9 protein-coding genes, 1 tRNA gene and 1 other RNA gene are annotated in these 6,758 nt (G+C 66.2%); 7 read left to right on the forward strand and 4 right to left on the reverse strand.

What is annotated here, in order from left to right; genetic code table 11:
- The first annotated feature begins 2 nt into the window (after positions 1-2).
- Positions 3-734 carry a DNA polymerase III subunit epsilon gene (gene dnaQ / locus C0R07_RS17310; RefSeq protein WP_019185794.1) on the forward strand — a complete coding sequence of 244 codons (732 nt, stop codon included), beginning with the start codon at positions 3-5 and terminating at the stop codon, positions 732-734.
- Between the two features lie 48 nt (positions 735-782).
- Here dnaQ and C0R07_RS17315 read toward each other — a convergent pair whose 3' ends face one another.
- Entirely contained in the window at positions 783-1,487 is a 705-nt protein-coding gene (locus tag C0R07_RS17315) for a PP2C family protein-serine/threonine phosphatase (protein ID WP_019185793.1), read from the reverse strand.
- Positions 1,488-1,652: 165 nt separating this feature from the next.
- Between C0R07_RS17315 and C0R07_RS17320 the strand changes: the two genes are divergently transcribed.
- Both C0R07_RS17320 and C0R07_RS17325 read left to right on the forward strand, forming a co-directional pair.
- Positions 1,653-1,743: transfer RNA gene (locus C0R07_RS17320), tRNA-Ser, on the forward strand.
- Positions 1,744-2,207: 464 nt separating this feature from the next.
- The gene (locus C0R07_RS17325; protein ID WP_019185792.1) at positions 2,208-2,615 is read left to right on the forward strand and encodes a DUF6165 family protein; all 408 of its coding nucleotides are present in this window, start codon (positions 2,208-2,210) and stop codon (positions 2,613-2,615) included.
- Here the strand turns inward: C0R07_RS17325 and C0R07_RS17330 are convergent.
- The gene (locus C0R07_RS17330) at positions 2,594-3,649 is read right to left on the reverse strand and encodes a glycosyltransferase family 9 protein (RefSeq protein WP_102789542.1); all 1,056 of its coding nucleotides are present in this window, start codon (positions 3,647-3,649) and stop codon (positions 2,594-2,596) included. The genes C0R07_RS17325 and C0R07_RS17330 overlap by 22 nt on opposite strands.
- Before the next feature lie 21 nt (positions 3,650-3,670).
- On the opposite strand from C0R07_RS17330, the gene C0R07_RS17335 reads away from it, so the two are divergent.
- The 3 genes from C0R07_RS17335 to C0R07_RS17345 are packed head-to-tail and all read left to right on the forward strand — an operon-like array spanning position 3,671 to position 5,558.
- Complete coding sequence (locus C0R07_RS17335) at positions 3,671-4,420, forward strand: 3-deoxy-D-manno-octulosonic acid kinase (protein WP_019185790.1); 750 nt, start codon at positions 3,671-3,673, stop codon at positions 4,418-4,420.
- Positions 4,420-5,187 carry an MBL fold metallo-hydrolase gene (locus tag C0R07_RS17340; protein WP_019185789.1) on the forward strand — a complete coding sequence of 256 codons (768 nt, stop codon included), beginning with the start codon at positions 4,420-4,422 and terminating at the stop codon, positions 5,185-5,187. The genes C0R07_RS17335 and C0R07_RS17340 overlap by 1 nt, the downstream gene beginning before the upstream one ends.
- Before the next feature lie 2 nt (positions 5,188-5,189).
- A complete protein-coding gene (locus tag C0R07_RS17345; protein WP_019185788.1) occupies positions 5,190-5,558 on the forward strand; it encodes a DUF4440 domain-containing protein in 369 nt (122 codons plus the stop codon).
- A gap of 46 nt (positions 5,559-5,604) precedes the next feature.
- Here C0R07_RS17345 and ffs read toward each other — a convergent pair.
- Positions 5,605-5,701: signal recognition particle sRNA small type (gene ffs / locus C0R07_RS17350), an RNA gene on the reverse strand.
- A gap of 278 nt (positions 5,702-5,979) precedes the next feature.
- On the opposite strand from ffs, the gene C0R07_RS17355 reads away from it, so the two are divergent.
- Entirely contained in the window at positions 5,980-6,297 is a 318-nt protein-coding gene (locus C0R07_RS17355) for a DMT family transporter (RefSeq protein ID WP_019185787.1), read from the forward strand.
- 133 nt (positions 6,298-6,430) lie between these two features.
- Here the strand turns inward: C0R07_RS17355 and C0R07_RS17360 are convergent.
- Positions 6,431-6,758: transposase (locus C0R07_RS17360; protein WP_146027635.1), on the reverse strand; the 328-nt coding region annotated here is incomplete at its 5' end.

A 6,758-nucleotide genomic window follows, 5' to 3' on the forward strand; every position in this document is an offset into this window, starting at 1 on the left:
CCATGCGTCAGATCATCCTTGATACCGAAACCACCGGCCTGGAGTGGCGGAAGGGCAACCGCATCGTCGAAATCGGCTGTGTGGAACTGCTCGAGCGCCGCCCCAGTGGCAACAACTACCACCAGTACCTCAAGCCGGACTGCGAGTTCGAGCAGGGCGCGCAGGAAGTCACCGGCCTGACCCTGGAATTCCTGGCCGACAAGCCGGACTTCGCCCAGGTCGTCGACGAATTCCTGGCCTACATCGACGGCGCCGAGCTGATCATCCACAACGCGGCGTTCGATCTGGGCTTCCTGGACAACGAGCTGTCGCTGCTTGGCGACCACTACGGCAAGATCACCGACCGCTGCACGGTGATCGATACGCTGAAGATGGCGCGTGAGCGCTTTCCCGGCCAGCGCAACTCGCTGGACGCGCTGTGCCGGCGCCTGGGCGTGGACAACGCCCACCGCCAGCTGCACGGCGGCCTGCTCGATGCCCAGATCCTGGGCGATGTGTACATCGCGCTGACCTCGGGCCAGGAAGAAATCGGCTTCGGCGCGGCCGACGACCGCAAATCCGGCAGCGCCCACGTGCAGACCTTCGACACCTCGCGCCTGCTGCCACGCCCGCGCGTGGTCGCCACCGCCTCGGAGCTGGAAGCACACGAAGCGCGCCTGGCCAAGCTGCGCAAGAAGGCCGGCCGTGCGATCTGGGATGGTGAGCCTGAAGCGGTGGAAGCGGTCAGCGCCTGAGGGCCCGACCCCGGCGGTAGATCCCGACCGTTGGTCGGGATGCCTGCCTCAGTGGCATCGCACCAGGATCACGGTGATGTTGTCCGAGCCGCCGCCATCCAGTGCGGCGGCGACCAGGGTATCCACGCATTCCTGCGCACTGGCATCGTCGAAGGCGAGGGTACGGGCAATGCCCTTGTCCTCGACCTCCTCGGTGAGCCCATCACTGCACAGCAGCAGCTGCATGCCCGGGCGCAGTTCACCGGTGGTGGTCGCCACATTCAGGTGCGCCGGATCGGTCACGCCCAGCGCCTGGGTCACCACATTGCGGTGCGGATGCGCGCGTGCCTGCTCGGCGGTCAGATTGCCCTGCGCGACCAGTTCCTGGACCACGCTGTGATCCTGGCTGAGCTGGGCCAGCTTGCCGTCGCGCCACAGATACGCGCGGCTGTCGCCCACCCACGCCACCTCGTAGCGATTGCCCTGGACCCGCGCGGCCACCACCGTCGTGCCCATCGGCAGGCTGTCATTGCGGCGGCGCGAGGTGCGGATGATCTCCTCATCGGCGATCCGGATGGCATGCGCCAGCGTCGCCCCGCGGCGGATCTCGCGCACGATGGTCTCGCGTGCCAGCGCACTGGCCACCTCGCCACAGGCGTGCCCGCCCATGCCATCGGCGACCAGCCACAGCGCCAGTTCGCCATCGCCGTAATACGTATCCTCATTGAGGTCACGGCGCAGGCCGGGGTGGGTCAGGTGTCCGAATTCGATCATGAAGGCGCGTGCCGGTAAGGATTGCGGGGGATAACGGCATGATCGCGGCCCGCCGGACATCCGGCAAGGCATCCATACAGAAGAAATTCACTTCTTTGCCCGCAATGACTTGTCGCCAGCGCGTCCTACCCGTATTATTCGCGTCCCGGTTCGCCGGGACCATCTGGAGAGGTGGCAGAGCGGTTGAATGTACCTGACTCGAAATCAGGCAGGCGTTTATAGCGCCTCGGGGGTTCGAATCCCCCCCTCTCCGCCAGATAAAAAGAAAAGGGCTGCCCATCGGGCGGCCCTTTTCTTTTTATCCGGCCTGATGGGCGGACGAGAACCCCCGACGGGGGTTCGACGGATCTGCAGGAGCAGATCCGGACAGACGAACGTCTGGCCCTGGAGCGCGCAAGCGCGGAAGGGCTGGGTGCATGGATGCACCCAGCAATCCCAATGAAGCGGCCACCCTGTCTCCGAAGCCACAGCGCCATCACCGACATTCCCGGGCGCGTGGCGACGAGTTCATCGCCAACGGCGTCTCCAGCTCCAGGAGGCGCGGCCCTGGAGCGCGCAAGCGCGGAAGGGCTGGGTGCATGGATGCACCCAGCAATCCCAATGAAGCGGCCATCGCGCAGCCACGCATGGCGTGGCTCTGCCCGGGGCCCGCACCCCCACCCCACACCCCGCCAACCTGCGCTCCGCTAAACTGCCCACCTCACGTAACGGATCTCCCCCATGACCGCTGAAATCCTTGTCCCCGTGTCCTTCGGTGAACTGCTCGACAAGATCTCGATTCTGCAGATCAAGTCCGAGCGCATCAGCGACGAGGCCAAGCTGGCCAACATCCGCACCGAACTGAGCGCGCTGGAAAAGACCTGGATGGCGCACCCGGCCGGGGTCAAGGACATCGCGCGCCTGCGTGCCGAGCTCAAGGCGGTCAACGAGCGCCTGTGGGACATCGAAGACAACATTCGCCTGCAGGACAAGGCGCAGGCCTTCGACGACCATTTCGTCGAGCTGGCGCGCAGCGTCTACCAGCAGAACGATGAGCGCGCCCGCATCAAGAAGGACATCAACCTGGCGCTGGGCTCGCTCTACGTGGAAGAGAAGTCGTACAAGGATTACGCGCCGCGCGGCGCGTAATCGGCGACATACCGTTCGAAGGCGGCGATGCCGTCCTCGACGGTGATCAACTGCATCACGTCGTCGAACTCGACCTTCGCGCCCCACTTCAGTTCGCTGGCCGGCTTGCCCAGGAACTTGCGCGCGGCATCGTCGTAGCGGTCCACGCAGTAGCGGCGGTCGGAGTAGGGGCCGCTGCGGTGCGGGTTGCTCGCTGCATGCAGGCCGAGCACCTTGGTGCCCATCGCGTTGGCGATATGCATCGGGCCCGAGTCGGGCGTCATCACCAGCGCGGCGCGCGCCAACAGCGCCGGCAGCTGCTTGAGCGTGTCCTTGCCGACCAGGTCCAGCGCCGGCGAGGCCAGCTGGGCCTGGATCGCATCGGCCATGCCGCGTTCCAGTTCGCTGCGCCCACCGCACAGCACCACCCGCCAGCCGCGTGAGGTGGCGTGGTTGGCCACGGCTGCATAGCGGTCGGCATACCAGTTGCGGCGCACATGGCTGGAGCAGGGCGAGATCATCAGCACCGGGCGGCCATCGTCGGTCCACTGGGCGTTGGCCCACTCGACCGCGGCCGGCGGCACGGCCAGGTCCCAGCTGACCTCGGTCTGCTTCAGGCCGAGCGGTTCGCAGAAGCTGCCGATTGCATCCAGCACATGGATGCCGGGGCGGTCGGGGATGCGCTCATTGATGAAAAGCCCGTGAAGATCCTTGGAGCGGGCCTTGTCATAGCCAATGCGGCGCTTGGCCGGCACGAAGGCGGACAGCACGTTGGCACGGAAAGCCACCTGCATCTGCAGCAGCGCATCGAAGCGCTCGGCGGGAAGGCTGTCGCGCAGGGCGCGCATGCCGGCCAGGCCAGTCTTCTTGTCGTAGCTGTGGAAGGTCACGCCGGGCAGGCCATCGAGCAGCTTGTGGCCGGCCTTGTCGATGATCCAGTGCAGCGACACCCCGGGATCGGCCTGCTGCAGGGTGCGTACCAGCGGCACCACATGGGTCACGTCCCCCAGCGCGGACAAACGCAAAAGACACAAGGAAGAGGACGATGGTGCCATGGTGTTGTTAGACTCGAAGGAATGGTCGCATTCGACGCCACTGAAGCGCTGACGCCCTGCCGCGATGGACGCGGTATCGGTGCCATTCTGTTCGACCGCGAAGCCTTGCGGCAAGCCGAGATGAGCCTGTTCGCACCGGCCCACTGGGGCGAGCGGGCACGGCCGGTCGGCGATGGCGGCCGTGGTGGCGCCTGGTTCGTCGATGCCCCCTTCGGTCATGCCGTGCTGCGCCAGTACCTGCGTGGCGGCCTGGCGGCCAAGCTCAGCCGGGACCACTACATCTGGCGCGGGGCCAACCGCACCCGCAGTTTCGCCGAGTTCCGGCTGATGCGTGCCCTGCGCGCGCAGAAGCTGCCGGTGCCGCGACCGATCGCCGCGTTCTACATGCGCGAAGGCCTGCGCTACAAGGCGGCGATCCTGATGGAGCGCCTGGAGGGCGTGCGTTCGCTGGCCGACCGCGCGCTGGTCGCCGGGCGCGGCGCGCCCTGGGAAGAGACCGGCCGGCTGATCGCGCGGTTCCATCGCGTCGGGCTGGACCACGCCGATCTCAACGCCCACAACATTCTGTTCGACGCCAACGGCCACGGCTGGCTGATCGATTTCGATCGCGGCGTGCTGCGCATCCCGGCCACCCGCTGGCGCGAGCGCAATCTCAAGCGGCTGCTGCGCTCGCTGATCAAGCTGCGCGGTGAGCGCAGCCAGGATGACGTCGAGAAGGACTACGCACGGCTGCGCCGCGCCTACGATCTGGCCTGGAACCGGGGTTACTGATGGACTGGGCACTGCGTTTCATGGGGGTCGGCAATGCGTCGGCCGTGCAGCTCGGTTCGCCGATGGCGGTGATCGAACGCGATGGACGCCCGTGGCTGACCATCGATTGCGGCGGGGAAGGGCTCACTGCGTTCCAGGCGCACTACGGCCATGTGCCGCAGGCATTGTTCGTCACCCATGTGCACCTGGACCACGTCGCCGGTTTCGAACGCCTGTTCGTCGATGCGTATTTCTCGCCGCAGCGTCGTGGGCGTATTCGCGTGTACGTGCCGGCGACGGTCGTGCCGCTGCTGCACAAGCGCGTGGCCGATTACCCGAACGTGCTGGCCGAGGGCGGTGCGAATTTCTGGGATGCGTTCCAGCTGATCGTGGTCGGCGATGCGTTCTGGCATGACGGCGTGCGCCTGGAAGTGTTTCCGGTCCGCCATCACTGGCCGGAAACCGCCTATGGCCTGCGCCTGAAGGGTGCGGTCACCTGGAGTGGCGATACCCGGCCGATTCCGGAAATGCTGGCGCGCTACGCCGACGACAACGAACTGATCGCCCACGATTGCGGCCTGCATGGCAACCCGTCGCACACCGGTGTGGATGACCTGGAGCGTGAATACACGGCCGAGTTGCAGGCGCGGATGATGCTCTACCACTACGCCAGCGAGGCTGACGGCGAGGCGCTGCGCCAGCGGGGTCACCGCGTGGCCGTGCCTGGCGAACGTGTGGCGCTGGCGTCTCCCACCGCCATGCACGTGCTGGCGCAGGATCCTCCCTGAGCATGGACGACGCGCTGGCCGCTCATCTGCAGGCGCTCGAACGCGCGTTGCACGAACCTGCGGTGCGTGGCGATGTCGCGCAGCTGGCGGCATTGTTGGATGACGACTTCAGTGAGATCGGCAGCTCGGGTGCGTGTTTCGATCGGGCTGCTGCGCTGGCGGAGATTCCGCGCGAGCGCGCACAGGTCGAGATCGTGTCCACCGACTACCAGGTCGTGTTGTTGGCGCCCACCTTGGCACAGGTGCGCTATCGCAGCTGGTATGTGGTCGGCGGCGAGCGCCAGCGCGAGGTGTTGCGCAGTTCGCTGTGGCGGCTGTGCGGTGCGGCATGGCGGATGGTGTTCCATCAGGGCACGCCTGCGGTGCCTTGAGCGGCAGCATCACTGAGGGGGAAGCCTGGCGCCCAAAAAGGTGGCGGCCCCGCCGACTGACCTCGGCGCCCGCGTCGATCGATACCGTTGCTGCCTTCCGGCCCTGGCGGGATTTTCGACCTAGCGTCGCGAGGGGCCGACGGGGCCACCATAGAGACGTTCCGGCTGCAGGGCGATCGAGGATCAGCCGGCCGCAGGCGGAAGGTGCAACGCAGGAACAGGTCCGGCAGTGCAGTCGCGCATTCTAGCGCATGCACGGCCTGCAGTGCCAGACGCGGAGGCTGAATCCCGTGTAGCCCGGTGCCGCCGGAATAGGGCATCCGGCGAGTGGGTTGCTAAAATGCGTGGCACAGGAGGAACGGCCTCCCCCATTTCGGGAACCACTGACCAGGACGGCCTGGCCCCCATCAAGGAGGGCCGCATGGCCTGGATCTATCTGTTGGCAGCCGGTGTGCTGGAAATCGTCTGGGCGTTCTCGATGAAGCAGTCCGAGGGGTTCAGCAGGCTCACCCCGTCGATCATCACCCTCGTCACCATGATCGCCAGCTTCTGGCTGCTGTCGCTGGCGATGCGCACGTTGCCGCTGGGCACTGCGTACACGATCTGGACCGGCATCGGCGCGGTCGGCGCGTTCGTGATCGGCATTACCTTCCTCGGCGAGCAGGTCAGCGCGATGCGGATTGCTGCAGCGGTGTTGATCGTGAGCGGATTGGTGTTGATGAAGTTGAGCAGCAGCTGAGGCTCTAAAGCGAAGGCTGCGGCGTCGACGACGGTAGCAACTGTGTTGCTGGAGGAGCTTCAGCCCCCCAGCGGACGGGCATGGTAGTGCCGGCCGCTGGCCGGCAGCCGTTGGAGATGTGCCCCGGCGCGCTTCAGGCGGGGATCGATTCGCTTTGAGCGTCGCGCATCCGGGCGTTGAGGATGACCAGCATCTTGCGCATGACAGCTACCAAGGCGACCTTGCTCGCCTTTCCTTTGGCTTTCAGGGTCGAGTAAAAGTCACGTAGCTTGGGCTCGTAACGGATGGCAGTTAGCGCCGCCATGTAGAGCGCTTCGCGCACTACGGCCCGGCCCCCGGTGATGCTGCGCTTGCCCTGCCAGGTACCGCTCTCGCGGTTCATGGGAGCCAGGCCGACCAGCGAAGCAATGGCCTTGCTCCCCAGTGTTCCCAGCTCCGGCAGTTCGCAGGCCAAGGTGCTG

This window comes from Stenotrophomonas bentonitica (assembly GCF_002887735.1).
Taxonomy (GTDB): domain Bacteria; phylum Pseudomonadota; class Gammaproteobacteria; order Xanthomonadales; family Xanthomonadaceae; genus Stenotrophomonas; species Stenotrophomonas bentonitica_A.

What these genes read in the sequence shown, in the direction of transcription:
- C0R07_RS17355 (WP_019185787.1), top strand. Translation starts at nt 5,980, where the DNA reads ATGGCCTGGATCTATCTGTTGGCAGCCGGTGTGCTGGAAATCGTCTGG.
- C0R07_RS17335 (WP_019185790.1), top strand. Translation starts at nt 3,671, where the DNA reads ATGGTCGCATTCGACGCCACTGAAGCGCTGACGCCCTGCCGCGATGGA.
- C0R07_RS17325 (WP_019185792.1), top strand. Translation starts at nt 2,208, where the DNA reads ATGACCGCTGAAATCCTTGTCCCCGTGTCCTTCGGTGAACTGCTCGAC.
- C0R07_RS17330 (WP_102789542.1), bottom strand. Translation starts at nt 3,649, where the DNA reads ATGGCACCATCGTCCTCTTCCTTGTGTCTTTTGCGTTTGTCCGCGCTG.
- dnaQ (WP_019185794.1), top strand. Translation starts at nt 3, where the DNA reads ATGCGTCAGATCATCCTTGATACCGAAACCACCGGCCTGGAGTGGCGG.
- C0R07_RS17345 (WP_019185788.1), top strand. Translation starts at nt 5,190, where the DNA reads ATGGACGACGCGCTGGCCGCTCATCTGCAGGCGCTCGAACGCGCGTTG.
- C0R07_RS17340 (WP_019185789.1), top strand. Translation starts at nt 4,420, where the DNA reads ATGGACTGGGCACTGCGTTTCATGGGGGTCGGCAATGCGTCGGCCGTG.
- C0R07_RS17315 (WP_019185793.1), bottom strand. Translation starts at nt 1,487, where the DNA reads ATGATCGAATTCGGACACCTGACCCACCCCGGCCTGCGCCGTGACCTC.